18 protein-coding genes, 1 tRNA gene, 1 rRNA gene, 2 pseudogenes and 1 riboswitch are annotated in these 23954 nt (G+C 46.9%); of the genes and pseudogenes, 20 read left to right on the top strand and 2 right to left on the bottom strand.

Annotation, left to right across the window (positions count from 1 at the left end; all coding sequences use genetic code 11):
* The first annotated feature begins 65 nt into the window (after positions 1 to 65).
* The 5 genes from WMO29_RS08820 (at position 66) to WMO29_RS08800 (ending at position 7041) form a co-directional block, all read left to right on the top strand.
* A complete protein-coding gene (locus tag WMO29_RS08820) occupies positions 66 to 1604 on the top strand; it encodes a glycosyltransferase family 39 protein (RefSeq protein ID WP_349164551.1) in 1539 nt (512 codons plus the stop codon).
* Between the two features lie 179 nt (positions 1605 to 1783).
* Positions 1784 to 4579 (top strand): hypothetical protein, encoded by a 2796-nt coding sequence (locus tag WMO29_RS08815; RefSeq protein WP_349164550.1) that lies wholly within the window; start codon positions 1784 to 1786, stop codon positions 4577 to 4579.
* 16 nt (positions 4580 to 4595) lie between these two features.
* Positions 4596 to 5324: a lysophospholipid acyltransferase family protein gene (locus WMO29_RS08810; protein ID WP_349164549.1), complete on the top strand. Its 729-nt coding sequence runs from the start codon at positions 4596 to 4598 to the stop codon at positions 5322 to 5324.
* Positions 5325 to 5356: 32 nt separating this feature from the next.
* On the top strand, positions 5357 to 6178 hold the full coding sequence (locus tag WMO29_RS08805; protein WP_349164548.1) for a purine-nucleoside phosphorylase: 822 nt from the start codon (positions 5357 to 5359) through the stop codon (positions 6176 to 6178).
* A complete protein-coding gene (locus WMO29_RS08800) occupies positions 6175 to 7041 on the top strand; it encodes a S66 family peptidase (protein WP_349164547.1) in 867 nt (288 codons plus the stop codon). Before WMO29_RS08805 ends, WMO29_RS08800 begins: the two co-directional genes overlap by 4 nt.
* A 59-nt stretch (positions 7042 to 7100) precedes the next feature.
* Here the strand turns inward: WMO29_RS08800 and WMO29_RS08795 are convergent, their stop codons facing one another.
* Positions 7101 to 7931, bottom strand: a complete 831-nt coding sequence (locus WMO29_RS08795) for a sugar phosphate isomerase/epimerase family protein (RefSeq protein WP_349164546.1) — start codon at positions 7929 to 7931, stop codon at positions 7101 to 7103.
* Between the two features lie 12 nt (positions 7932 to 7943).
* The gene (locus tag WMO29_RS08790; RefSeq protein WP_349164545.1) at positions 7944 to 8789 is read right to left on the bottom strand and encodes a phosphogluconate dehydrogenase C-terminal domain-containing protein; all 846 of its coding nucleotides are present in this window, start codon (positions 8787 to 8789) and stop codon (positions 7944 to 7946) included.
* A gap of 259 nt (positions 8790 to 9048) precedes the next feature.
* Between WMO29_RS08790 and WMO29_RS08785 the strand changes: the two genes are divergently transcribed.
* The 15 genes and pseudogenes from WMO29_RS08785 to WMO29_RS08715 all read left to right on the top strand — a co-directional run.
* Positions 9049 to 9798, top strand: coding sequence for an amidohydrolase family protein (locus tag WMO29_RS08785; protein WP_349164544.1), 750 nt, complete (start codon positions 9049 to 9051; stop codon positions 9796 to 9798).
* An 11-nt stretch (positions 9799 to 9809) separates the two neighbouring features.
* Complete coding sequence (locus WMO29_RS08780) at positions 9810 to 11297, top strand: sugar ABC transporter ATP-binding protein (protein ID WP_349164543.1); 1488 nt, start codon at positions 9810 to 9812, stop codon at positions 11295 to 11297.
* A gap of 14 nt (positions 11298 to 11311) precedes the next feature.
* The gene (locus tag WMO29_RS08775) at positions 11312 to 12280 is read left to right on the top strand and encodes an ABC transporter permease (protein WP_349164542.1); all 969 of its coding nucleotides are present in this window, start codon (positions 11312 to 11314) and stop codon (positions 12278 to 12280) included.
* Positions 12190 to 13308, top strand: coding sequence for a substrate-binding domain-containing protein (locus tag WMO29_RS08770; RefSeq protein WP_349164541.1), 1119 nt, complete (start codon positions 12190 to 12192; stop codon positions 13306 to 13308). Before WMO29_RS08775 ends, WMO29_RS08770 begins: the two co-directional genes overlap by 91 nt.
* Before the next feature lie 92 nt (positions 13309 to 13400).
* Positions 13401 to 14138: a FadR/GntR family transcriptional regulator gene (locus tag WMO29_RS08765; protein WP_349164540.1), complete on the top strand. Its 738-nt coding sequence runs from the start codon at positions 13401 to 13403 to the stop codon at positions 14136 to 14138.
* Between the two features lie 321 nt (positions 14139 to 14459).
* Positions 14460 to 15456: pseudogene (locus WMO29_RS08760) on the top strand (ABC transporter ATP-binding protein); the annotation flags it as partial.
* Between the two features lie 86 nt (positions 15457 to 15542).
* Positions 15543 to 15782 (top strand): DMT family transporter, encoded by a 240-nt coding sequence (locus WMO29_RS08755; protein WP_349164539.1) that lies wholly within the window; start codon positions 15543 to 15545, stop codon positions 15780 to 15782.
* Positions 15783 to 15851: 69 nt separating this feature from the next.
* A riboswitch (ZMP/ZTP riboswitch) is annotated at positions 15852 to 15931 on the top strand.
* Between the two features lie 69 nt (positions 15932 to 16000).
* Positions 16001 to 16720 (top strand): IMP cyclohydrolase, encoded by a 720-nt coding sequence (locus WMO29_RS08750; RefSeq protein ID WP_349164538.1) that lies wholly within the window; start codon positions 16001 to 16003, stop codon positions 16718 to 16720.
* Between the two features lie 4 nt (positions 16721 to 16724).
* The gene (locus WMO29_RS08745) at positions 16725 to 17903 is read left to right on the top strand and encodes a phosphoribosylaminoimidazolecarboxamide formyltransferase (RefSeq protein ID WP_349164537.1); all 1179 of its coding nucleotides are present in this window, start codon (positions 16725 to 16727) and stop codon (positions 17901 to 17903) included.
* A gap of 215 nt (positions 17904 to 18118) precedes the next feature.
* Positions 18119 to 18652, top strand: a complete 534-nt coding sequence (locus tag WMO29_RS08740) for a helix-turn-helix domain-containing protein (protein WP_349164536.1) — start codon at positions 18119 to 18121, stop codon at positions 18650 to 18652.
* Positions 18653 to 18665: 13 nt separating this feature from the next.
* A pseudogene (locus WMO29_RS08735) lies at positions 18666 to 19751 on the top strand (ABC transporter ATP-binding protein); the annotation flags it as partial.
* Between the two features lie 492 nt (positions 19752 to 20243).
* Entirely contained in the window at positions 20244 to 21083 is an 840-nt protein-coding gene (locus WMO29_RS08730) for an ABC transporter permease subunit (RefSeq protein WP_178038726.1), read from the top strand.
* Between the two features lie 4 nt (positions 21084 to 21087).
* Positions 21088 to 22977 (top strand): extracellular solute-binding protein, encoded by a 1890-nt coding sequence (locus tag WMO29_RS08725; RefSeq protein ID WP_349164534.1) that lies wholly within the window; start codon positions 21088 to 21090, stop codon positions 22975 to 22977.
* 363 nt (positions 22978 to 23340) lie between these two features.
* A tRNA-Ser gene (locus WMO29_RS08720) sits at positions 23341 to 23429 on the top strand.
* A 370-nt stretch (positions 23430 to 23799) separates the two neighbouring features.
* Positions 23800 to 23954: ribosomal RNA gene (locus tag WMO29_RS08715) — 16S ribosomal RNA — on the top strand; the annotation flags it as partial.

Below are 23954 nucleotides of genomic sequence, written 5' to 3'. Positions count from 1 at the left end.
CGAAAGGCTTACGCTCAAAGAAAGCATTCAGGAACATGTATTTTACGATAAAGAACGGAGATTTTATGCAAAATAAATTGTTACGGGCGGCGGACGGTGTGGTACTCTGGCTGTCCATTCTGCTGTTCGGTTTTCTGACGGTGGCCAGCATGTTAAGCACTGCCTATTTCACACCGAATTCCTCTTACGCGGAGCGACCGGAGTATCGGTGGGATTTGATTCCGCTAAATCTGTTGTTCCTGGCGGCTGTTGTGGGAATCCTATATATATTATATAAAAAACAAATATTTGAGAAAATTTCCACAAAGGCATTGGCGGCGATTGCGGTTCTTTTTGTAATCGGTATGAGCATCCTCTGGATTCAGGCAAGCCATACCTACCCGGAGGCCGATCAGAAAGCGGTTTCCTGGGTATCCTACCTGATGACCCAGAATAATTTTCTGTTTTTTGAGCATGGAAAATATATGCAGATCTACCCGAATCAGTTGGGTCTGTCGGCGATTCTGGAGGTTCTGTACCGGCTGACCGGGGGAGAAAACTGGAAAGCGTTTATGTACCTGACCGCTCTGGCAAATGGTGTGGTGGTCTATCTGCTTTACAAAATTACCGACAGGCTTTATCACGATCAAAACACGGATCGGCTGGTGCTACTGGCGTCCATGGGATGTATCCAGCTCATACTGTACAGCACCTTTCTCTACGGTATTATGTTGGGACTGGCCTTTGCGCTGGGGGCTTTTTACGCACTGTTGTTTTTTTTAGAGCAGGGAAAATGGCGTTATGCGGTAAGCTCCGGAATTTTGATTGGAATTTCGATTCTGGTGAAGAATAACTACAGTATCTTTCTGGTGGCGTTGGTGCTTCTGCTTTTATATGACGCAGTAAAAAAGAGTGGCGTAAGGATCAAAAAAGCCGGAAAGAGCCTGGCCGCCATCTTGATTTTGATCGGTTTGACTGTGTTTTTGAGTAAAAGTCTAACGGCTTTTTATGAGTCACGCTCCGGCTTTACGATCGAGAGCGGCATGCCCAAATCCCTCTGGGTGGCCATGGGCATGCAAGAGGGTGAGCGGGCCGAGGGCTGGTACAACGCATTTAACTTTGATACTTATGTAAACTCGGACTGCGACTCGGTAGCCAGCGACGCCATTGCCAAAGAGGCAATCGGGGAGTCATTGAGGCAATTTCGGAAGGATCCGGTCTATACCGCCCGCTTTTACCTGAGAAAAACCCTGTCCCAGTGGAACGAGCCCACCTACGAGGCCCTCTGGGTTAATCAGTTTCACAGCGGTGTTTTTTCTACCATTGTTCAGAGCATCTATGAGGGCAAGCTGTATCAGGTGCTTAGCGAATACATGAACCTGTTTCAGCTTCTGGTCTTCGCGGCGGTTTTTGCAGGATTTTTGATCGGCATAAAAGTGGAAAACCGGTGGCAGCTTCCGGAGCTTTTTCTGCCCATGGTGATTCTGGGGGGATTTTTCTTCCACACCATCTGGGAGGCCAAGTCCCAGTATATCTTCCCGTATTTTGTGTGTATGCTTCCGGGCGCGGCTGCAGGGCTGTCGGGAACGCTGAGAAAATGGAACAGCCATAGGAAAGAAAAGTAAGAGAAACCAAAGGAAATACCCTACGGGTATCCCTGGACGCCCTGGAAACATGGGCAAATATAGGAATACCCTACGGGTATCCCTGGATGCCCTGAAAACATGGGCAAATATAGGAAATACCCTACGGGTATCCCTGGATGCCCTGGAAACATGGGCAAATATAGGAAAGGTTTTAGACTATGAAAAAATATTTTTCACAGAAAATATGCGTCATTTCAGCCCTGCTGACGATCCCGTCCACCGCCCTCCTGTGCTGGTTGGTTATGCGGGTATTGTATCAGCGGATGCCGGAATATACGGAGTTTGTCACAGGCTATACCACCTGGACCGCCTACTATAAGCAGGGAGATATGACCCTGGCGAATCTGTTTATCGGCGGACTGCTGGGCGTTTTTCTTCTGTATGCGGTGCTTCTGACTCTGCTTTCGAAGAAATGGAGCCGGCTTTGCGGCAGTTTTGATCGGACAAAAGAATATACGGCGAAGCAGCGTGAAAGCTATGGGTGGTTTGAGGACGCCTGCTTTCTGATACTGATTTCCCAGTTCATTCTGGCCTTATTTGGCTATGGAATGGAAGCGTTTTTGGGTATACAGGCGTGGTTGGAGAAGCTTTTCCCCATAGTTCAGTGCATAACTCTGATCGGTGTGGGTATCTTTCTGTTTTTTAACTATAAATGTGGAAAAGATCCGCAAAAGAGAAAACCAAACCGAGAACAGCTGAACAAATATATGCAGTGGGGACAGTGGATCCTGCCGATTTCTTTTCTGATGCTTGGAAATTATGAATATATTCGCGAAGGACAGGTTATCCGGCTTTATCAGAATGTGAAAATGCAGACTGTAGTTCTTATACTGATAGTTGTATGTACCCTGTACAACAGGAAATTTTTCAGAAAGTACAGGGAAGATTCCAGACCGGCGCTTTCTCTTCCGACTTTCCTCTCCCTGGCAGTTTTCGCCTCCTGGACGCTGCCAAACGGAACGATTTCCGGCACGCCCCTGGAGATGTACCATTACGGAGAAATTTCAGAGCCGCTGCATGAGCTTCTGAATTACGGCATTGTGCCCTATATCGATACCATGCCGATCCACGGAGTATGCGATTATTTCCAGGCGGCAGTGGGAAAGCTGTTATTTGACGGAACCTATGCGTCCATTGAACCGGCTATGACCGTGGGCTGTGTCCTCATCGCCATGGCAACGGCGGCGGTGTTCTACTATTTTATCGACAATCAGCTGCTGGGGCTTCTCTGCGTGCTGTTGTTCTCCCTGTTCGGAGACAAGTACTATTACGTGCGCTGGGCCTTTGCGCTGCCCTTTATCGTGATCGTATTTTCAAAAAAAATGCGGAAGGATTTTTCCATGCAGCTCTGGAGCTGGACCTTTATCTCGATCCTGTCCATCGCCTGGAATTCCTCTATCGGCGGAGCCTGCGCCCTGGCGACCCTGCCTATGATTCTCTGGGAGTGCTTCCATGAGAAGGGCTGGAAAATCTTCTTCCGCCTGAACGAAAAAGAAGTGCGGCGGAAAATTCTGCCCTGGTATATTCCGCTTCTGATTCTGGGAATTTGCTTTATTCCCATGTTTTTCGCGATTCTTCGATATATTGTGGAAAATTCGGCGGCGATTCTCGAAACCACCGGGGATATTCTGCGGGAGGAGCTTGCAAGTCCCTTTGTCTGGTACGCCACCTTTGGCTTCGGACTTTCCCTTCTGGCAGCCCTGATTTTCCCGGCAGGAAAAGAAGGAGAAGAGAAAAAGCTTGCCCTGTACGCTCTGTTTTTCCTGATTATTTTCAATCTGGTGATCGTGCGTTATACCTTCGTGCGGACCCAGTTTGGCGAGCGGGGGATTATCGTAACTACCATCTGCAGCCTGTTTCTGATTTTGATGATTTTCCTGCCTTCCCTGGAAAAACGCTTTTCCCTGTGGACAGCGGGTATGATGGCCCTTCTGTTCCTGGCGACGGTGGTAACCAGGGGAAGCAATCTTCTGATTATGCCCGCGAAGGTGTTCGAGCGGGATACGATCAGTGACGATTATACTTACGCCACCGTGGAGGAAACGGGCATCCCGGGCCTCGGCAATATTTACATTACGGAAGAGCAGAAGGAAGAGCTGATGAACCTGAATACCCTGGTCAATGATCTCTGCCGGGATAAGAAGGTTGTGGATATGACGAACCAGCTGTCCCATTACAATATTCTGAATAAAGAAAACCTGATGCCCTTCAGCAGTACCTACAACACCAACAACCGGGTGATGCAGATCCGAGCCATCGAGGTGCTGCAGGAAAAGCAGCCGGAAATCCTGATCGTGGCGCCTGCCTGGCAGCACGATTCCGGATCCCTAAGTACCCGGAATTACTACATGTACCAGTATCTGCAGAAGCACTATACGCCCTGCAAGTATAAGAATATCATTTTCCTGACCAACGACGACGAGGTGCGGGCCCGGTTTGAACCGGCCTACGAGGAGTTTGGAAAGCTCCAGCACATCGAGGATCTGAAAATGCTTCCGAAGGCCTGGGGCAATGAAGTGCTGAAGGAGCAGGAGACGGAGGCGCTGAAGACAGACTGGAGCCTATTAGACACCAACGCCTCAGAGCTGGGCGATGATCGGTATATTCTGAATGCCGAGGAAAACTATTTTCTCTACGCCTTTCCGGAGAACCGGGATGGCTCTGAGATTCCCTTCCTGCGGATTACGGTCAGGGACGAAAGCGGATCCGGGGAGCCTTTGAAATTCCAGGGCGTGGTGTACTTCATGAATGAAGGGAAGGGCGTGAAAGAGGCTCACCGCTTTACCTTCGACGGAAGTGAAGGAAGCTTTCTGATTCCATTGACTACCAGCCCCTACTGGAGCTATTCCGATAAGATTCAGTCCATGATGCTGGATTTCATCAGTGGCAGCCTGGCAGGAAAGCAGGTTTCGATAAAGACAGAGTTTGAGACGCTGAAGCTTACAGAAAGATAAAGAGAAGGAAATAAAGATGAGAAGAATTATTTTGATGGTATTGTATAATCTGCCTTTTGTACCCTATTGGTGGTGGCAGCTGTGTCATTTCGCAAAGCATACGGAGGAGATTCCGGAGCCGGAGAAATACGCGCTGCTGAAAAAAATCACCCTTCACGCCAATAAGGGAGGACGGGTGAAAATCGACGTACATGGAAGAGAACATATTCCCACAGGGGAAAGCTTTGTCTTTTTCCCCAACCACCAGGGACTCTTCGATGTGCTGGCGATTATTGAGGCCTGCGATCAGCCCTTCTCGGTGGTGGCAAAAAAAGAAGTAAAGGACGTGCCGTTTCTGAAGCAGGTGTTCCGGATCATGAAAGCGAAAATCATGGATCGGGAGGATGTACGTCAGTCCCTGCAGGTAATTCTGGCTGTGACCGAGGAGGTCAAAAACGGACGGAACTATCTGATTTTCCCGGAAGGAACCCGATCGAAACATGGAAATCAGGTGGGGGATTTCAAGGGCGGCAGCTTCAAATGCGCTGTGAAGGCCAGGGCGCCCATCGTTCCGGTGGCGCTTTTGAACGCCTTTGAGCCCTTTGATCGGAACAGTATCGCCCCGGTTACGGTTCAGGTTCATTTCTTGGAGCCGATTTTCTACGAGGAATATAAGGATCTGAAGACCACCGCCATCGCCGAGCTGGTGCGGGAGCGGATCGTAAAAACCATTGCGGAACAGGAAAAGGAAGCAGCAATAAAATAAGGTTCCATTCATAAGCAAAGGAAGGTATGTCTATGAGCAAAGCACTGGAAAAACTGCAGAACTGTATGAGATGTATTCGGGAAAAAACGGATTTTCAGCCGGAGGTGGCGCTGATTCTGGGCTCAGGTCTGGGCGATTACGCGGAGAGCATTGATATCCGGGCTGAGGTCAGCTACCGGGAGATCGAAGGCTTCCCAGTGTCCACCGTACCCGGACACAAAGGACGGTTTGTCTTCGGTTACGTGAATCAGGTTCCGGTGGTAATCATGCAGGGCCGGGTTCATTATTACGAGGGCTACTCCATGGAAGAAGTGGTGCTGCCCACCCGTCTTATGGGTATGATGGGTGCCAAAAAGCTTCTGCTCACCAATGCGGCAGGCGGCATGAACTTTGAGTTCACTCCCGGAGATTTTATGCTGATTACCGATCACATTTCCTCCATGGTACCCAATCCTCTGATCGGAACGAATCTGGATGAGCTGGGACCCCGGTTTCCGGATATGAGCGAGGTCTACAGCCGCCGTATGGGCCGGGTGATAAGAAAAGAGGCAGAAAAGCTGGGCATCCCCCTGAAGGAGGGCGTCTATATCCAGCTGACAGGCCCGTCCTATGAGACCCCGGCTGAGATCCGCATGTTTCGGAGTCTGGGCGCAGACGCGGTCGGCATGAGTACCGCCTGTGAAGCAATCGCGGCCCGGCATATGGGCATGGAGATCTGCGGAATCTCCTGCATCACCAACCTGGCGGCCGGTATGTCGGCCAGGGAACTGAACCATGCAGAGGTACAGGAAACGGCAGACCGGGTGGCGAAGCAGTTTAAGGAGCTGGTGACAGCTGTGGTGACCGGGATATGAGAAAAATAGCGCTGGTGGCCTGTTCAAACGGTCTGGAAGTACGGAAAAAAGGGAGCGTGGAGGAGCTTTGCGCATACCTGGAGGGGCTGGGCTTCACGCCCTGCGTAAGTCCCTGCCTATATGAGAAGGATCCGGTTTTTTGTTCTGTCTTCAGCGGCACTGCGGAAGAACGGGCCGAAGCTCTGATGAGCTTCTACCGGGATCCGGAGGTACAGGCGATACTGGATCTGTCAGGCGGCGATCTGGCCAATGAGCTTCTGCCTTATCTGGATTACGAGGTGATCGGAAAAAGCCAGGCAGAATTCTGGGGCTACAGTGATCTGACCACGATTCTGAATGCCATCTATGCGAAGACCGGCAGGTCTTCCGTCCTTTATCAGGCCCGGAATCTTGTTTCGGACGGCGGATTCTTTCGCCGTCCGGCCTTTGAAAATACAATATTACAGAAACAATCGGATTTATTTCAAATTTCCTGCCAATACGTGCAAAAAGGACAGAAGCAGGAGCTCTCTGAGTTCTGCGGCACTCTGGTGGGCGGGAATATCCGCTGCCTTCTGAAGCTGGCGGGGACGGAATACTGGCCGGATATGCAGGACAAAATCCTTCTTCTGGAGTCCTGGAGCGGCGGCGTCCCGAAGATGGTTACGTACTTCAGCCAGCTAAGGCAGCTTGGCGTATTCCGGCAGATAAAATCCCTGCTTCTCGGCACCTTTACGGAGATGGAGGACAGGGGCTGTTCCCCGACCATAGAGGAGCTGGTCTGTCGTTACGCAGGATCAGAGCTTCCGATTCTGAAAACCCGGCAGATCGGCCACGGAAAAGACGCGCTGGCCATCCGAGTCGGAGAAAAGTTCGGTATGTAGATAGAAACAGCAGCTCTATGAAAAATCATAAAGCTGCTGTTCCCATTAGGATTATGAAATTAATTAGAAAAAAGCAATTTAAATTTATCTTGAAGATAGCGTATACTTTCTTCAGCCCACTGTTCTTCTAAAGCGGTGGTTTCTTCAATCGTTCCCAACCAGGGCATCCACTGTTCCAAAATAAGATTAAAATTTTTTTTGGAATGATTTCGATTTTTAATCATATAATCCATATCAGTCATTCCCTGTCCGGCAACACAGCCCTGAACAATAAATCCCATGTCATAATCAGTTCGCCGAATTGTAAAGTCTTTATAATGAAAATTAATTGCCTGAGGAAGCAACGCTTCTATGACCTGAGCTTGACATTCCTGAATTCCAAGGGAGTTTACACAGTCAATACAGGTACCAAGATAAGGACTATCGATTGTTTCTGTCAGTTCTTTTAATTCAGCAACATGACGTAAATCATGATTTTCTATCGCAAGACTAATTCCTGCGGCTTCATAGGAAGGTAAAACCTCTTCGATCCAGGAAATACCTTCGGAAACACTTGGATGAGCGCCATCCCCATCCATAATAGTACGTACAAGGGTAGAACCTGTAATTTCAGCAATATGAAGATATTGTTTCAAAATATGGGGAGTAATTCCACGGGTTCCGATTTCAAGTTGTAGACAATGTGCATCTGCGGATTTTCGAATATCATATAAATCAGAATCCGAAAAAAGATGCAAAGGAACAATATTGTCTAAAATCTGAACAACAGGAATATGGTGTTTAAAAGCCTTGTCAAACAAGACATCCAGAGTAAAAGGATGAGAAGGCTGTGGATAATTAGCAACACCAAAATTCCAGGTATAGGTACAGGTGCTGAGTCCAAGTTTCATGGGAAACCTCCATTACTGTTGATACTGATCCGGATGAAGCATAGCTTTTACAATGGTACGTGTGAATTCAATATCAAGCGCTTCACGCCAGTTAGGATTAATAACTTTTTTATACCCATTGCTTGCTGCAATTTTAGCTGCATCTGACAGAGGATTGGTATGCAGAAAATAGATAGAAAGTCCCATCTGCATATGACCAAGGATAAATGAGCGGGCAGCTGCTTCCGGAACGCCGACTTTTACAATTTCGTCAACTACTTCTGTCATACATTTGATAAGGGCAGTATTTACCACTTCTGTAGCAGCAGGCTCGAGAAGTGCCATTTGTTCAACGGTAATTTCAAAGCTGTTCATTACCGGTGAAAACATTTTTTTACTCAATGGCATAGCCAAATCGTCAAAAAGCTTTCTTTCACCAGAAACGTAAGCAATTACAATATCCTGAAGGGCAGCAACACCTCCAAAATGATCATTTCTGGCTTCTTCATTTGGCTGCTCAAAGAAAAGCTGTGGATGGCAGGGATGAATTACAGCAGTGGTACAGTCTGCCCGTATAAAAGCTTCTTCTGCAAATACTGCGGCAGGATCAAGCAAAATGATTAATGTTCCGGGTTTTACCATAGGAGCATATTGTGCGGTAAGCTTTCCTAAAAGTCTGTCAGGAAGAGCGAAGATTACAACGTCGCAATCAGAAAGCGCTTTTTCAGGGGACTCAATTGGAAGTCCTTTATGTTCAATAGAAGGAATTTTACTTTTATCATTTTCAACCAGACAGGGATGATAGCCATTCCGAAGAAGGCTGTCTGTAATTCTGGCACCCATTTTTCCACCGGCGCCTAAAATAGTTATTTTTTCCATAAGACATTCTCCTTTTGTATTAAGATTTAAACATCAGATGTTTTATGTTTTCGATTATAAAACAACACAAATAAAAAGTCAACTAAAAAATCAAAAATAAAATAATAATCTGGGAAATAGGAAAAATGCACAAAAATATCAAATAAATTAATGCAAAATATAAAAAATATAAAATTGTATTGACACATATAACCGGATGTGCTAGGATGGGGTCACAAGAAAGGTATGATGTTTAAAAGATGATAAGGAGGACGGAAGTATGATTATTGATGCACATGCGCACTTGGGACATGATTATGTGTTTGATGAGGAAATCACAGAAGAGGAGCTGATCACTCAGTATAGAAAAGATCATGTAGATGGCGCAATCATTCAGCCTTTTATTTCCCGGCCTTATATAGAAGAAACAAAGGCATATCATAACAGAATAGCAGAATTCTGTGATGCCGGAAAAGGACTTTTTTATGGAATGGCTTCTATTAATCCACATTTTAAGGATGAAGAAGTATATGACGAATTAAAGAGATGTGTGAAAGAATTGGGATTTGTAGGGGTAAAGATTACACCCATTGCGCATGCGGTGAATCCTGCCTCAAAAGATGGAATGAAGATTTTTGATATGGCAAGAGAATTAAAAATCACGGTTATGGTGCATACCGGATCTGGAGCTCCCTTTTCGGATCCAATGATGATATTGCCGGCAGCAAAGCAATTTCCGGATGTGAAAATTGTAATTGCCCATGCGGGAACAGATCTTCTGAAAAGTGAGGCAGTTTTTCTGACAAAGACGTATGATCAGATTTATATAGAGCCCAGTTGGTTAGGAATCTCAGCAACAAAGGCAGTGATAGAAAGCTGTGGCGTTAATAAAGTAATGTTCTCATCAGACCATCCGCGCAATGTTCCTATGGAACTGTTAAAGTATAGAAATCTGATTTCCGATTCGGAGGACTTGGAACGGGTTTTATCAGGTACAGTCATCGAAGCGTTTGAGTTGAAAACAAAATAAGGAGGAAAAAGATGGAGAATAACCTTTTCCTTGAAGTTTGTGGGGTATCAAAAATATTTCCCGGGATCAGAGCATTGGACAAAGTCAGCTTTGATATCAGAGAGGGTGAAGTGCATGCTATATGCGGAGAAAATGGAGCCGGAAAAAGCACACTGATTAACGTTTTGGCAGGTAATTACAGACCGGACGAGGGCTATTTGAAAATAAAAGGAGACAGGGTAGCGTTCGCAAATCAGTCGGAAGCTATTGAGGCAGGTATAGCCGTAGTGTATCAGGAGAGAAGTCTGGTAGGAAATCTTTCAGTGGAAGAAAATATTTTTGCGGACAAGGAGCCTTTGAACAGATTTGGGTTTATTGATGGAAAAGAATTGTCCAGAAGGACAAAAGAAGCCTGTCAGAAAATAAAATTAGACCTAAATCCTAAAATGCTAATACAAGATGTTTCGCCGGCAGATCAGCAAATGGTAGAAATTGCAAAGGCCATGACTACAGATTGTAAACTGATTGTGTTTGACGAACCGACGGCAGCCCTGACGGATCGGGAAACAAAGGTGTTATTTGAATTAATTCAGGAATTTAAGAGCAAGAAGATTTCAGTGATTTATATTTCACACAGACTTGAAGAAATCTTTGAAATTTCAGATAGGGTAAGTGTTCTAAAAGACGGAAAGTATATAGGAACCAAAAATACGGTTGATACGAATATGGATCAATTGATTCAGATGATGATTGGCCGAGATTTGGTAATTGATGCATATAAACCTTATTATACAGATAAAGTGGCATTGAAGGTTGAAAATCTGTGTGGAGCAAGGTTTGAAAATATTAACTTTGAAGCGTATGAGGGAGAAATTCTGGGTTTTTCTGGTCTGGCCGGGGCGGGACGAACAGAAACGTTTCGAGCAATTGTAGGTGCAGACAGACTCTATTCAGGAGAGATTACAGTATACGGGAAAAAGGTAAAAATTCATAATACAACGGAAGCAATTCAATGTGGAATAGGATATCTGCCGGAGGATCGGAAGGAAGAAGGCCTGTTTCTGGAACAGAGTATCGCGTCAAATATTATATCGGGTAACATGAATGCTGCTGAAAAAAATGGATTTTTATCTGACAAAATGGAATTTGAGGTTGCCGAGAAATATAGAGAAATTCTGAATATAGCGACACCGGATGTTAAAAAATTGGTGGGGGAGCTTTCTGGTGGAAACCAGCAAAAGGTTGTATTTGCAAAATGGTTGTTAGTAAATCCCAAAATTCTAATTGTAGATGAACCTACAAAGGGAGTGGATGTAGGTTCGAAGTCTGAGATATACAGAATTATGAGAAAGCTTGCAAAGAAAGGGACCTGTGTTATTGCCATATCTTCAGATTTGCCGGAAATATTGCAGATTAGTGACAGAGTAATTGTGATGCATGCAGGACATATAAGCGGTGAATGCAAAAGAAGCGAGATGAATGAGGAAGCAATTATGCGTTATTCATCAGGATTAGCATAAAAGGAGAAGATAGCATGAAAAAAAGAATCAATCTGATGATGATTTTACAGAACAGAATTGTGTCGCTGGGGGCAATTAATTTTATTGTTATTATAGTATCCAGTCTTATCTGGAGCAATTCATTCGCGACAATTGCAAATGCTCAGTCGGTAGCGCTAAATATGGCAGTGAATGCAATAGTATGTATTGGAATGTTGGTTGTGTTGGCAGCCGGAGGAATTGATCTTTCTGTGGGAGCGGTTGTAGCGCTGTCGGGAGCACTCTGCGCAAATCTAATGATGCACCATAATGTTCCGATGGTAATTGCGATTATTGTCGCGTTAGCTGTAGCAGGGCTTGTTGGAGTAGTTAATGGTATATTAATTGCGGTTGTTGGTGTAAATCCAATGATTGTAACCTTATCCATGCAGGGGCTGATCAGAGGAATCGCAATGTTGATTGCGGGTTCGGGAATTACTAATCTTCCACCTGTATTTACAGATCTTGTTGGCTGGAAAATAGGAGGATTTCGCGCACCGGTATTTTATATGATTATTCTCTGTGCTATTTATAGCTTTCTGGTAGCCAAGACAAAGTTTTTCCGGCGATTTTATTACATAGGAGGAAATGAAAAAGCTGCACAGTTATCCGGTATTAATGTAATTCAGACGAAAGTACTGGGGTATGTAAATAGCGCATTGTTGGCAGGACTGGCAGGTATTATTCAGGTGGCGAGAATGGGAGCAGCCGTTTCTTCTATTGGAGAAGGAATGGAGATGACAGCAATTACGGCATGCGTTCTGGGTGGAGCAAGTCTTACAGGAGGATATGGAACTGTTTTAGGAGCAGTTTTTGGTGTGTTGTTTACGAGCCTTGTAGATAATATTATGATTATGGGCAGAGTTGCATCCAGTTGGCAGGATATTGTTGTGGGTATTATTCTGATTGTGGCTGTTTCGACAGATGTTATTATCAAACGAAACCGAATCAGAATAAAAAAATAAAACCAAAGAAAAGGAGAAAAAGTATGGGGAAAAAGAGAATTTTAGCAGGGGTTTTAGCAATTGCAATGACAGCGACAATGGCATTGTCAGGCTGTGGAGATTCATCTGCGGCTACAGACGCAGGAGATGGCCAGAAGGCTGATTATTCAAATGAGGAATATGTGTGGGTTTCCTGTCTGTCTAATCAGTCCATGTTTGTAAATTCAGATCAGGCAGGTTTAAAGCAATTTGCAGAGGATTATGGGGTAAAAGTCAGTGTAGTAGGTCCGACTGATTATGATGTGGCAGGACAGGCAGCGGCATTAGATCAGGTGGTAGCAACGAAACCGGCAGGAATTATGGTAATCGGCATGGAATCTTCGTTGAAGGATTCTATTGATGCAGCAGTGGATGCGGGAATTCCGGTTGTAACGATTGATGCGGATGTATCTGATTCAAAGAGACTTTGCTTCATTGGAACAGATTGGTATCAGCTTGGTGTAAAGCATGCGGAGGCAGTAATTGAAGCTACTGGAGGAAAAGGAAAATGTGCCGTTATTTATCAGCAGGGAACAGAAACGCAGGAAGATGCACTGGATGGATTTAAAGATACCATTGCTGGTACAGGAATGGAGTTTGTAGACGCTTATTCTGCAAACGGGTCGATCGAGACGGCTTGTCAGATTGCAGAAGATTTGATGACATCTACTCCGGATATTGCGGCAATTTCCTGTTTTGATGGTTCTACCCCGGGACTTGGAACGGCCATTGAGGAAATGGGAAAAGCAGGAAGCGTAATTGCCACGGGAACGAATGCTGAGGATACGCAGCTTCAGCAGTTAAAGGATGGAAAATTCTATGCGCTTGTGGGACAGAAAAGACAGCTGTTTTCTTATTGGGGTGGTGCTGTACTGTTTGCATACAATCATTCCTCTGCAGCTATCACAGCAAACGATAAAGAAAATGGTATTCTGAATATACCGCAGAATGTCGATACAGGACTGTATCTTATCACAGCGGATAATGTGGATTCTTTTTTGAATAAATAAAAAATGATCCATGTTATTTGAGAAAGATCTGTGCTTTTAGACTGAATTATATGGTACAATGAAAATAAAATTCTATCATATGGGGGAAAAGAATGGAAAGACAGAATAGGGATATTATTTCTTTGCTGGAGAAGGATAATAAAAAAAAGAAAACAGCCACAGACGTGGTAATAGATAAAATTAAGAGCCTTTTACTTGCAAAGGAATTAAAGCCTGGTGATTTGATTCCTCCGGAAAATGAGTTGGCAAATGCGATGAATGTCAGCCGTGGTTCAGTAAGGGAAGCAATGAAGGTTCTGTCGGCTTTTGGAATTGTCGAAATCAAAAGAGGAAATGGTACTTATATAGCCAGTGAAATAGGAGAGCAATGTCTGGATCCGTTGATTTTCGGTATCATATATCAGGGAAATGATATAGAAGAAATGAGGGAGCTTAGAGAGTTGTTTGAACTGGGAGTCATAAAGGACGCAATCAAGCATGTAACAGAAGAGGAATGTAATGAAATACAGCGTATTCTGGATGATTTTGAGGAAAAAATTACAGAATCGGATTTTGACGAACAAATTATTTATGCTCATGAGGAAGCTTTTCATCGAGCGTTGGGAAGGGCAACGCATAACAGGTTGATAGAATATATGTATAGCTTTTTATTGAAATTTATGCAGTCGGAAATTAAGGTTACAACAAGTAAGTTTAAGACTGCAGCAGGACAGAATACTTTGAAAATTCATAAAAAAATATTCGAAGGACTGAAGGAAAAGGATTTCAGGAAAGCTACAAAAGCGGTTTCCGCATCTGTTTCAACCTGGCATAAATATTATATTGAATAATATTTTAATAATATTATTAACTCCATTACCCTAAATACAGCAGAACGGATTTGTATCCGTTCTGCTGTATTTTTTTAAGAAGTTTTATTTCTTTTGACAATCCTCAAACTCAATTTTAACAAAACCTGCATATTTCATTTACCTTTCGGTATTACCCTTACAAAGGCGACATCAAAAGGAGATTAAAGTGAAAAGAAGCAGAAAGAGATCCGAAGTAAGAAACCTGGGAGCTGTGCTGCTCTTTGTTTTACCGGCACTGATTCCACTTTTTATTTTCTGGATTTATCCGATTCTCAGGTCGGTTTGGATCAGTTTTACGGACTGGGATTTTATGACAGCAGACACAGCAACGAAAAGCATGTGTGTAAACGATATGAAAACGGATTTGAAGCAGTGAAGGATTTTAACCTGGAGATACAGGACAATGAATTTATTATTTTTGTAGGTCCCTCCGGCTGCGGAAAATCCACAACCCTGCGTATGATAGCAGGACTGGAAAATATCAGCGGGGGAGAGCTGTATATCGACGGCGAGCGCATGAATGAGGTGGAGGCCTGTGATCGGGACATTGCTATGGTCTTTCAGAACTACGCCCTGTATCCCCATATGACGGTAAGAAAAAAACATCGGTTACAGTCTGCATATCCGTCATGAGAAGAAGGAAGTCATCGAGGCCAAGGTAAATGAGGCCGCAGAGATCCTGGGCCTGACCGAGGTGCTGGATCGGAAGCCTTCGGAGCTGTCCGGCGGACAGAAGCAGCGTGTAGCCATGGGACGCGCTATCGTCCGCAATCCCAAAGTCTTTCTGATGGACGAGCCTTTGTCCAACCTGGACGCCAAGCTCCGGGGACAGATGCGGGTGGAAATCGCCAGCCTGTATCATAAGCTGAATTCTACATTTATCTACGTGACCCACGATCAGACCGAGGCCATGACCCTGGGAACCCGGATTGTTGTCATGAAGGACGGCGTGGTGCAGCAGGTGGATACGCCGGAGCGCCTGTTCCGCTATCCGGCCAATCAGTTTGTGGCAGGCTTTATCGGAACGCCGCCCATGAATTTCGCGGAAGCAGTCGTAAAATACGATCCCAACGGCGGTCTGTACCTGGAAGAAAATGGGAACCGCATAGAACTGACGAAGGAAAAGACAGAAAAGCTTCGACGGGGCAATTATATCGGCCGGGCAGTGACCCTGGGTATCCGTCCGGAGCACGTGATCCTGAATCCCACAGAAGGCGGCAGCGTCCACGGAGCGGGAACCGTAGAGGTATATGAGATGCTGGGGTCCGAGGCAATGGTCTATCTGAACCGGGAGGAAAAGTAAGCTACGCTTATCTGCCGGAAAAAATCCATTTCTTTGATCGGATAGACGGCAGGACAATCACCAATTAGCAGGAGGGACGTATGCCATACGTATTTCTGGCGCTGGCCATCTGTGCCGAGATTACAGCGACCACACTTTTAAAATCCTCAGAAGGCTACACCAGATTGCTTCCCACCGTCTTCAGCCTTCTGGCTTATCTGATCTGTCACTGCAGCTTTTCCCGGGTTCTGTTCGGAGAACGGGTTTCGCCGGTGGGCAATGTGGGAATGGCCCTGATTCTGGTGGGCTGTATTGTGATGAATCTGTTCGGAAGTAGATAGAAGGCAGACAGAAAACAGAAAAAACGGGCGCAGGGCTTGACAACCCCCGTCCGGAAATGCTATGTTAAAACTAACTTATACAACTGACGGAAGTGGAGTTTACCACAGGGAGTATAAGGGTTTGAGAGCCGACCGTCTGGGCAGAGAAGAAGCCTGGGATGGATCGGTTCCTTTTCGTTTCAGGCCTTATAGATCGCATTTCGCAGGAGGAAAAAGTAATGGACATGATTTCACTGGCACAGGAGCTTCAGGAAAACGCATACCCCGGAAGAGGTATCGTACTGGGCCGTTCCGAGGACGGAACTAAAGCGGTAGCAGCTTATTTTATCATGGGAAGAAGTGAGAACAGCCGCAACCGTATCTTCGTGGAGGAGGGAGAGGGCATCCGCACCCAGGCCTATGATCCTTCCAAGCTGACGGATCCGAGCCTGATTATCTACGCTCCGGTCCGGGTACTGGGACACAGAACCATCGTTACCAACGGCGACCAGACAGACACCGTCTACGAGGGAATGGAGAAGGGCCTAACCTTTGAGCAGTCCCTCAGAAGCCGGGAATTCGAGCCGGACGCCCCCAACTATACCCCGCGGATCTCAGGCCTGATGGAGCTGGAAAACGGCGGATACAGCTACTCCCTGTCTATCTTAAAGAGCAACAACGGCGATCCCGCATGCTGCAACCGCTATACCTTCTCTTATGAGAACTGCGCTGCAGGCGAGGGTCACTTCATTCACACCTATCTGCATGACGGCAATCCGCTCCCCAGCTTTGAGGGCGAGCCCAAGCTGGTTGCTATTCCGGACGATATGGAAAAATTCACCAATATGCTCTGGAACAACCTGAACCCGGAGAACAAGGTATCCCTGTTCGTGCGTTACATCGACATTGCCACCGGCAGATACGAAACCGTCATCAAAAATAAAAATCAGGAGGACTAAGGAAATGAAAGAACTGGAACTGAAATACGGCTGCAACCCGAACCAGAAACCGTCCCGCATCTACGTGGCAGACGGATCCGACCTTCCCATCACCGTCCTTTCCGGCCGTCCCGGCTACATCAATTTCCTGGACGCCTTCAACGGCTGGCAGCTGGTCAGAGAGCTGAAGGCGGCCACCGGACTTCCGGCAGCCACCTCCTTTAAGCACGTATCCCCGGCAGGCGCAGCAGTAGGCCTTCCGCTGGACGATACCTTAAAGAAAATTTACTGGGTAGACGATATGGGCGACCTGTCTCCCCTGGCCTGCGCTTACGCAAGAGCCAGAGGCGCAGACCGTATGTCCTCCTTCGGTGATTTCATCGCCCTGTCTGACGTCTGCGACAAGGACACCGCTTCCATCATCAAGAGAGAGGTATCCGACGGCGTTATCGCTCCGGGCTTTACAGAGGAGGCGCTGGAGATCCTGAAGCAGAAGAAAAAAGGAAATTATGTGGTCATTCAGATTGATACCGACTACAAGCCGGCTCCCCTGGAGCATAAGGAGGTCTTTGGCGTGACCTTCGAGCAGGGCCGTCAGGAGCTTCCCATCAACGACGAACTCATTTCCAATATCGTGACAAAAAATAAAGATCTTCCGGAGAATGCCAAGCGCGACATGAAGATCGCCCTGATTACCCTGAAATACACCCAGTCCAACTCTGTCTGCTTCGTCAAGGACGGACAGGCCATCGGCGTAGGCGCAGGCCAGCAGTCCCGTGTACACTGCACCCGCCTGGCAGGCCAGAAGGCTGACAACTGGTTCCTGCGTCAGAGCCCAAAGGTACTGGGTCTCCAGTTCGTGGACGGCATCGGCCGTGCCGACCGTGACAACGCCATCGACGTCTACATCGGCAACGAGTACATGGACGTGCTGGCAGACGGCGCCTGGGAGCGGAGCTTCAAGGTAAAGCCGGAGGTGTTCACCGAGGAAGAAAAGAAGGCATGGCTGTCCCAGATGAAGGACGTGACCGTTGGAAGCGACGCCTTCTTCCCCTTCAGCGACAACATTGAGCGGGCGAAAAAGAGCGGCGTAAAATATATTGCGGAGCCCGGCGGATCTGTCCGTGACGATCTGGTTATTGAGACCTGCGATAAATATGATATGGTAATGGCATTTACCGGAATCCGTCTGTTCCACCACTAATTTTAGAAAAAATACACAAGTGAGAAGCGCCTCCGACTTCAAATGAAGCCGGGGGCATTTTTACGGGCAAAAACGGCCACAGAAAAAATATGGAAATTCGATATTACTAAAAAAATTGTTTAAAACTATTGAATTTTTCGGGCGACTGTGTATAATGTAAAATGATTTTGCAATTTTAAATAAAAAGTTTAGTATAAGAAAACAGGAGGTGCGCCGTGGATATCGGCAAGAAGCTGAAAGAGCTGCGTCAGCAGAAGGAGCTGACCCTGGAGGATCTGGCATCCCGCAGCGAACTGACCAAGGGGTTTCTGTCCCAGGTGGAGCGGAACCTGACGGCTCCCAGTATCGCCACCCTGGAGGATATCCTGGAGGCCCTGGGAACTAATCTGTCTGAGTTTTTCCATGAGGAGCCGGAGAAGCAGGTGATTTTTTCCACCCAGGAGTTTTTTGTGGACGAGCAGCCGGATTATTGTATCGAATGGGTGATTCCCAATGCCCAGAAGAATAAGATGGAGCCTATTCTCCTGACCCTCCACCCGGGAAAAAAGAGTCAGGGAATGCCTGCCTTTGACGGGGAGGAATTCGGCTATGTGCAGAAGGGCAGCGTAACGCTGGTCTGCGGCAGCAAAAAATACAAAATAAAGGCCCGGGAGACCTTCTATCTGGACGGGACCGAAAGCCATTATTTATACAATCATGGGAAGAGTGACGCAAAGATCTTGTGGATCACCACACCCCCCATGTTTTAGGAGGAGATGTGTTATGGAACAGAATACACTGATAAGCTTTCGAAATATTGTGAAAAGCTTTGACGGCCAGGTGATTCTGAAGGGAGTCAATCTGGACATCAATGAAAAGGAATTTGTCACTCTTTTAGGACCCAGCGGCTGCGGAAAGACGACCCTGCTCCGGATTCTGGGCGGTTTCCTGGACGCGGACGAGGGAAGCGTCATCTTCGACGGTGAAGAGATCAGCAAGAAACCCTCCTACGAGCGGGAGCTGAACACCGTATTTCAGAAATACGCCCTGTTTCCCCATTTGAGCGTATACGAAAATATCGCTTTCGGACTGAAGATCAAGAAGATGAGTAAGGATATCATCGATCAGAAGGTCATGAAAATGCTGAAGCTTATCGGCCTGGAGGGCTATGAGAATAAAAATACCACCCTGCTGTCCGGCGGACAGCAGCAGCGTGTGGCCATTGCCCGGGCGCTGGTCAACGAGCCGAAGGTGCTGCTTCTGGACGAGCCGCTGGCGGCCCTGGATCTGAAGCTCCGCAAGGAAATGCAGTACGAGCTGAAGCGGATTCAGCAGGAGGTCGGCATTACCTTTATCTTCGTAACCCACGATCAGGAGGAGGCCCTGACCATGTCGGATAAGATCGTGGTCATGAACAACGGAGAAATCCAGCAGGTGGGAACGCCGGAGGAGATCTACAACGAGCCCACCAACCGCTTTGTAGCCAATTTCATCGGCGAGAGTAACATCATTCCGGGCGTCATGCTGGAGGACTACAAGGTACGCTTCGACGATATCACCTTCGACTGTGTGGACTTCGGGTTTAAGCCGAATGAGCCGGTGGAGGTGGTCATCCGTCCCGAGGATATCGACATCGTGGATGTAAAAGACGGCAAAATGACAGGAGAGGTCTTAAGCGTGCTGTTCAAGGGCGTACATTATGAGATTATTGTGGAGACCGTACCCGGAACCAGCGTTACGGTCAATATGCACGTCATCAGCAATCAGGATGTGACCAGCGCCGATGGCAGGGAGAAGATGAGCGCCAGCAACTTCTACGTGGATGTGGAGGATGTGAAGTCCCTGGATGACAAGGAGGTTATCGCTCTTTCCAATGCCCAGGCATGGAATCCGGAGACCGATGAGTACATCTCCATCCATAAGGTGGAGTACGATGTGAAGGAAGAGCTGGGTGAGTATCCGGTGCGCTTTACGGCAGCAGGCGGAACCACCATCGAGCGTACCATTTACGTGGTAAATCAGCCCTTCGTGAAAAATGAGAAGGCAAATGAGGCAGTCATGGCCTTCAACTTCGCCAGAACTGTAGACGAGATCCAGGAGTCTCAGGCTCTGGATACGGATATCAAGACCTGGGCAAATGCCCAGGGCTGGAAGCTGAGCGACGAAAATCAGAGCGTGGACGTCAGCGTAGACTACGACTTCGATCCGGAGAACATCAAAGAAGGCAGCTACCCGATTACCTTCTGGACCACCGGACGGGAGTTTAAGATTCACACCACCGATTATTCGGAAGTCGGTCAGGAGGTCGGCCTGACATTCTTCCCGGAGGATATTCATGTTATGGAGAGGATGCTGTTCTAAATGAAGAAATTTTCACAGCTTGCAGTCCCGTACATCGTATGGGCGGCACTGATGCTGGTACTGCCGATGCTTCTGATCGCCATGTATTCTGTGACAGAGCAGGGTAACAGCATTGTGTCCTTTAAATTCACCCTGGATCATTACGTCAGATTTTTTACCGACCCGGATTTCCTGATAATCCTCTGGCGTTCCATCTGGATAGCAGTGAAGACGACGATCATCTGCCTGCTTCTGGGCTATCCGATTGCGTTTTTTATCGCCCGCAGCAGCGAGCGTGTCCAGAATATCCTGGTGCTTGGCATTACGATTCCCATGTGGATCAATATGCTGGTGCGTACCTATGCCTGGATTGGCCTTCTGAGTGAGGGCGGACTGATTTCCCGTATTCTCGGCGTCTTCGGCTTGGGCCATACAGAACTTCTGTATACACAGGGCGCGGTGCTTCTGGGTATGGTATATAACTTCCTGCCCTTTATGGTGCTGCAGATCAACACCGCCCTCTGTAAGATGGATCCGTCCCTTCTGGAGGCCAGCGCGGATCTGGGAGCCAACCGGGTGCAGACCTTCCGGCGGGTAACCCTGCCCCTGTCCCTGCCCGGTGTCATCAATGGAATTACCCTGGTATTCCTGCCGGCAGTCAGCTCCTTCTTTATCCCGAAGCTTCTGGGCGGCGGACAGTATTTCCTCATCGGAAATATGATCGAGAACCAGTTTATTACCGTAGGAGAATGGAACTTCGGTAGCGCCATTTCCATGATTATGGCAGTCATTATGATGGTAATGATGATGGCGGTTCGTAAGGTGGAGAAACGCAACCGTGGCGGAAAGGAGGAAGAGTAGACCAATGAAAAAAGGAAACCGTACTTTTGGAAAAATCCTGATGGTTTTGACCCTTGCCTTCTTTTATCTGCCGATCCTGTATATGATTATTTTTTCCTTCAACGCAGGAAAATCCCTGACGGCCTTTACCGGCTTTTCCCTGCGCTGGTATCAGCATATGCTGGACTCCAAGGATATGATGGAGGCTCTGTACACCACCTTTACGGTGGCGATTATCGCCACGATGATTTCCACGGCAGTGGGAACCATTTCCGCCATCGGCCTGAGTAAATCAAAGAAAATCATTCGGGACGTGATGGATCAGGTTAACAATTTCCCCATGATGAATCCGGAGATTGTGACGGCTATCGGCTTTATGCTGCTGTTTATTACCTTTAAAATCGAAAAGGGCTACGCAACCATGCTGCTGGCCCATATCGCTTTTTGTATTCCCTATGTAATGCTCTCCGTCATGCCGAAGATCCGCTCCCTGGATCCCAACCTGGCAGACGCGGCCATGGATCTGGGCGCTACGCCCTGGCAGGCATTGATCCGCGTCATCGTGCCGGAGATTACGCCGGGTATCATTTCCGGCGCGCTGATTGCGTTTACCATGTCGGTAGATGATTTTATCATTTCCTATTTTGTAACCGGAGGCGGAGTCAAGAACCTGAGTATCGTGGTCTACACCATGAGCAAGCGGATCAATCCCAGTATCAATGCGGTATCGACGCTGGTGGTTATCATTATCACCGTTGTGCTGGTGCTGATCAACGTGGTGCCCATGCTGATGGCGAAGCGGCAGAAGAAGGACGAAGTGGGCAGAAGGAGCTTTGTACTGCCGGGCTGCGCGGCAGCCGCTGTGATTCTCCTGATCTGTCTGGTGAAAATCGGTTCCGCCGGTCAGGATCTTCCCTATGCGGGACAGACCCTGTCGGTCTATATGCCTGGTGAATATATGGGAGAAAATGTAATTCCGGATTTTGAGAAGGCAACCGGGGCAACTGTCGCCATGGAATACTTCGATTCCAATGAGCAGATGTATATCAAGGTGGCAAATGAGGAAAACTATGATGTACTGATTCCCAGTGATTATATGATTCAGCGTCTGATGGACGAGGGTTATCTGCAGAAGCTGAAGCCGGAGCTTTTGACCTGTATGGACGAGATCACCGATTCGGTGAAGCATCCGGCCTTCGATCCGGACGACGCGTATTCCGTATCCTATTTCTGGGGAACCGTAGGTATCGTATACGATAAGACCAAGGTGAGCGAGGAGGATCTGGAGCGGGAGGGCTTCAATATCTTCAAGGATACCAAGTACCGGGGAGATATCTATCTCTACGATTCCGAGCGGGATTCCTTCATGATGGCTCTGAAGGCCCTGGGCTATTCCATGAATACAGAAAATGAGGCGGAACTTCAGGAGGCTTATCAGTGGCTGGTAGAGTGCGTCCAGACCATGAAGCCGGAAATCGTAACCGACGAGGTCATCGACAACATGGCTCAGGGAAGAAAAGCCCTTGCCTTATGTTATTCCGGCGACGCTGCTTACATTATGGCGGAAAATGAGAATATGGGCTACTACCTGCCGGAGAGCGGAACCAATCTGTGGTACGATTCCATGGTAATTCCCGCTAACGCGAAAAACGTAGAGCTGGCCCATGAGTTTATTAATTTTGTCACTTCCTATGATTACGCCTATGACAATTCCAGCTATGTAGGCTATACCTCGCCGAATCAGGAGGTTCTGGACGTGCTGTCCGGAGAAGGCGGCGACTACGAAGGAATTAACGCTTACCTGCCCCGGGTGGGATATCCGAAGGACGAGGTATTCGTGTTCAACGACGATACCCGTAAAGTAATCGGCAATCTCTGGAGCAAGGTAAAGATTGCGGCCAGCAATGCCAACTAAAGGAACAGTTTGAAAATAAAATAGTTCTTCAATAAGAAAAGGCCAGTCTTTTGAAAAGGGACAGGCCTTTTCTTATGTAAGTACGCCTGACAGCACACGTTACTAACCGGTGTAAGTTTTTAAGAAAGAGGATGGCATCAAGATGGAGGGACAGCAAGTTGATATTCTTCTTATTATAAAAAAGAGAAGCTAGCTTTTGCAGGATTAAATTCCACAGAGGGGTGGAATTTAACTTTGCAAGTGAGTGATATAAAAATATGTAACAAAAACGTAAAAAACAGGTTGACAAACTAAAATCCATCAAGTATAATAACCTATGCGTCGAACTTGACGTGAAGTGAATATCGTAGAAAATGAACTTCAGGAGAAATACTCAAGAGGCTGAAGAGGCGCCCCTGCTAAGGGTGTAGGTCGGTAATCCCGGCGCGAGGGTTCAAATCCCTCTTTCTCCGTTTCTTACCAAAAAGAATTTGAAAATTCTTTAAAAAAGTTGTTGACAAACGCTTTCGGACATGGTAAGATAAACAAGTTCCGCTTGAGAGAGCGGGCACATTCTTCTAAAAAGAACTTCAAAAACTTCTTCAAAAAAGTTAAAAAAGTTCTTGACAAGCGAGAATGAATGTGATAAGATAGTCAAGTCGCTTCGGTAAGGAACGACAAAGACAATGAAACGAACCTTGATAACTGAACAGTGTAAACCTTGAAAATTCTAAGAGAATAATTCAAGAACAGTTTGTTTTTAGAAATAAGATTGAACACCTTTTAACAGTAATACGGGAAAGAAATTGCTAGTTGTGATTTCTGGACCGGATTCAAACACTTAAACATGAGAGTTTGATCCTGGCTCAGGATGAACGCTGGCGGCGTGCTTAACACATGCAAGTCGAACGAAGCACTTAAGACAGATTCTTCGGATGAAGTCTTTTGTGACTGAGTGGCGGACGGGTGAGTAACGCGTGGGTAACCTGCCTCATACA

This window comes from Laedolimicola intestinihominis (assembly GCF_040096155.1).
Lineage (GTDB): Bacteria > Bacillota > Clostridia > Lachnospirales > Lachnospiraceae > Laedolimicola > Laedolimicola intestinihominis.
This window is presented reverse-complemented; position numbering and strand designations above follow the sequence as displayed.

What these genes read in the sequence shown, in the direction of transcription:
- WMO29_RS08820 (WP_349164551.1), top strand. Translation starts at nt 66, where the DNA reads ATGCAAAATAAATTGTTACGGGCGGCGGACGGTGTGGTACTCTGGCTG.
- WMO29_RS08815 (WP_349164550.1), top strand. Translation starts at nt 1,784, where the DNA reads ATGAAAAAATATTTTTCACAGAAAATATGCGTCATTTCAGCCCTGCTG.
- WMO29_RS08810 (WP_349164549.1), top strand. Translation starts at nt 4,596, where the DNA reads ATGAGAAGAATTATTTTGATGGTATTGTATAATCTGCCTTTTGTACCC.
- WMO29_RS08805 (WP_349164548.1), top strand. Translation starts at nt 5,357, where the DNA reads ATGAGCAAAGCACTGGAAAAACTGCAGAACTGTATGAGATGTATTCGG.
- WMO29_RS08800 (WP_349164547.1), top strand. Translation starts at nt 6,175, where the DNA reads ATGAGAAAAATAGCGCTGGTGGCCTGTTCAAACGGTCTGGAAGTACGG.
- WMO29_RS08795 (WP_349164546.1), bottom strand. Translation starts at nt 7,931, where the DNA reads ATGAAACTTGGACTCAGCACCTGTACCTATACCTGGAATTTTGGTGTT.
- WMO29_RS08790 (WP_349164545.1), bottom strand. Translation starts at nt 8,789, where the DNA reads ATGGAAAAAATAACTATTTTAGGCGCCGGTGGAAAAATGGGTGCCAGA.
- WMO29_RS08785 (WP_349164544.1), top strand. Translation starts at nt 9,049, where the DNA reads ATGATTATTGATGCACATGCGCACTTGGGACATGATTATGTGTTTGAT.
- WMO29_RS08780 (WP_349164543.1), top strand. Translation starts at nt 9,810, where the DNA reads ATGGAGAATAACCTTTTCCTTGAAGTTTGTGGGGTATCAAAAATATTT.
- WMO29_RS08775 (WP_349164542.1), top strand. Translation starts at nt 11,312, where the DNA reads ATGAAAAAAAGAATCAATCTGATGATGATTTTACAGAACAGAATTGTG.
- WMO29_RS08765 (WP_349164540.1), top strand. Translation starts at nt 13,401, where the DNA reads ATGGAAAGACAGAATAGGGATATTATTTCTTTGCTGGAGAAGGATAAT.
- WMO29_RS08755 (WP_349164539.1), top strand. Translation starts at nt 15,543, where the DNA reads ATGCCATACGTATTTCTGGCGCTGGCCATCTGTGCCGAGATTACAGCG.
- WMO29_RS08750 (WP_349164538.1), top strand. Translation starts at nt 16,001, where the DNA reads ATGGACATGATTTCACTGGCACAGGAGCTTCAGGAAAACGCATACCCC.
- WMO29_RS08745 (WP_349164537.1), top strand. Translation starts at nt 16,725, where the DNA reads ATGAAAGAACTGGAACTGAAATACGGCTGCAACCCGAACCAGAAACCG.
- WMO29_RS08730 (WP_178038726.1), top strand. Translation starts at nt 20,244, where the DNA reads ATGAAGAAATTTTCACAGCTTGCAGTCCCGTACATCGTATGGGCGGCA.
- WMO29_RS08725 (WP_349164534.1), top strand. Translation starts at nt 21,088, where the DNA reads ATGAAAAAAGGAAACCGTACTTTTGGAAAAATCCTGATGGTTTTGACC.